Source organism: Inquilinus limosus MP06 (genome assembly GCF_000767795.1).
Taxonomy (GTDB): Bacteria; Pseudomonadota; Alphaproteobacteria; order DSM-16000; family Inquilinaceae; genus Inquilinus; species Inquilinus limosus_E.
Genome location: NZ_JANX01000849.1, coordinates 1 through 1,882 on the forward strand (window position 1 = coordinate 1; position 1,882 = coordinate 1,882).

3 protein-coding genes are annotated in these 1,882 nt (G+C 72.9%); 2 read left to right on the forward strand and 1 reads right to left on the reverse strand.

The window, feature by feature from the left end; translation table 11 throughout:
• Positions 1 to 458 (reverse strand): tRNA-dihydrouridine synthase family protein (locus P409_RS33135; protein WP_034848710.1); only part of this gene is annotated, 458 nt, incomplete at its 3' end.
• Between the two features lie 139 nt (positions 459 to 597).
• Between P409_RS33135 and P409_RS33140 the strand changes: the two genes are divergently transcribed.
• Both P409_RS33140 and P409_RS33145 read left to right on the forward strand, forming a co-directional pair.
• Positions 598 to 957, forward strand: coding sequence for a YciI family protein (locus tag P409_RS33140; RefSeq protein WP_034848712.1), 360 nt, complete (start codon positions 598 to 600; stop codon positions 955 to 957).
• A partial coding sequence (locus tag P409_RS33145) for an RNA polymerase sigma factor (RefSeq protein WP_202964890.1) occupies positions 954 to 1,882 on the forward strand: 929 nt, incomplete at its 3' end. The genes P409_RS33140 and P409_RS33145, both read left to right, overlap by 4 nt.

Here is a 1,882-nt window from a genome sequence, read left to right on the forward strand (position 1 = left end):
CGGCTGAGATCGTCCCAGCCCAGCCGGATCTTGACCGTGACCGGCACATCGACGGCGCCGGCCGCCGCGTCCACCAGCCGCTCCGCCCGGTCCGGGTCGCGCATCATGGCGGAGCCGGACTGCACCCCGGTCACCTCGCGCGCCGGGCAGCCGAAATTCAGGTCGATGATCTGCGCCCCGGCGGCCGCGGCCAGGCGGGCGCCCTCGGCCATCGCTTCGGGGTCGTGGCCGATCAGCTGCACCACCATCAGCGGCAGCCCGTCGCCGACCGCGGCGCGGCGCACCACATCGGGCCGGCCGCGGGCGAATTCGGCGCAGGCCACCATCTCGGTCGCCACATAGGCGGCGCCCAGCCGCGAGGCGGCGCGGCGGAACGGCAGGTCGGATATCCCCGTCATCGGGGCGATCCAGACCCGTCCGGGAACCGCGACGGAACCGATGGTCAGGGCGTCAGCCATGGCGCTTATCTAGGGCAGCCGCGGCCCGGCGTAAACCGCCGCGGCCGCACCCTGCCGGGCCGACCGCACCGGCGCTGTCGATTCCGGGCTTCCCGCGACGACAAGGCTGCATCCACACTGGCAGCCGGGAGGGCCCGCCATGAAGTATCTCTGCCTGGTCTATATGGAGCAGCGGACGCTGGACGCGATGGCGCCCGACGAGCTCGACGCGCTGGTCCGCGAATCCATGGCCAATGACGAGGAGATGCGCCGCCGCGGCCAGTTCGTCGCCGCCCAGGCGCTGCAGCCGGTCAGCACCGCCACCACGCTGCGGATCCGCGGTGGCCGGGTCATCACCAGCGACGGGCCCTTCGCCGAGACCAAGGAGTTCCTGTCCGGCTTCATCATGATCGAGGCGCGGGACCTGAACGAGGCGCTGCAACTCGCGGCCAATATCCCGATGGCGCGAATGGGCAGCATCGAGGTGCGGCCGGTGTGGGAGCATTGCGGCGGCTCATGACCGCGGATCCGGCCCGGGCGATGCAGCGGACGATCGAGGCCGTCTACCGGGCGGAATCGCGCCGGGTACTGGCCACGCTGATCCGGCTGCTGGGCGACTTCAACCTGGCGGAGGAGGCGCTGCACGACGCCTTCCGGGCGGCGGCGGAGCAGTGGCCGCGCGACGGCGTGCCGGCCAATCCACGGGCCTGGCTGGTCTCCTCCGGCCGGTTCAAGGCGATCGACGGGCTGCGCCGCCGCACCCGCCTCGACGCGGCGCGGGCCGAGCTGGCGAAGCATCTGGAGGAGGCGGAGGACCCCCACGAGCACGAGGCCGAGGCGATCGAGGACGACCAGCTGCGGCTGATCTTCACCTGTTGCCACCCGGCATTAGGCCCCGACGCCCGGCTGGCGCTGACCCTGCGCGAGATGTGCGGGCTGACGACGGAGGAGATCGCCCAGGCCTTCCTGACCGCGCCGACCACGGTGGCGCAGCGCATCGTCCGGGCCAAGGCCAAGATCCGCGACGCCGGCATCCCCTACCAGGTTCCGCCGAAGGCCGAGCTGCCGGACCGGTTGGACAGCGTGCTGCAGGTGATCTACCTGGTGTTCAACGAGGGCTACCTGGCGTCCTCCGGCGCCGACCTGACCCGGCCGGACCTGTCGGGCGAGGCGATCCGCCTGGGCCGCCTGCTGGTCCAGCTGCTGCCGGAGCCGGAGGCGATCGGCCTCCTGGCGCTGATGCTGCTGCAGGAGTCGCGCCGTGCCGCCCGCAGCTCTCCGGCCGGCGACCTGGTGCTGCTGGGCGACCAGGATCGCGGCTTGTGGGACCGCCGCCTGATCGCCGAGGGCACGGCGCTGGTGCGGCGGGCGCTGGCGGGGCCGGAGGTCGGGGCCTATGCGCTGCAGGCCGCCATCGCCGCGGTGCATTCCGAGGCGCCGGACAC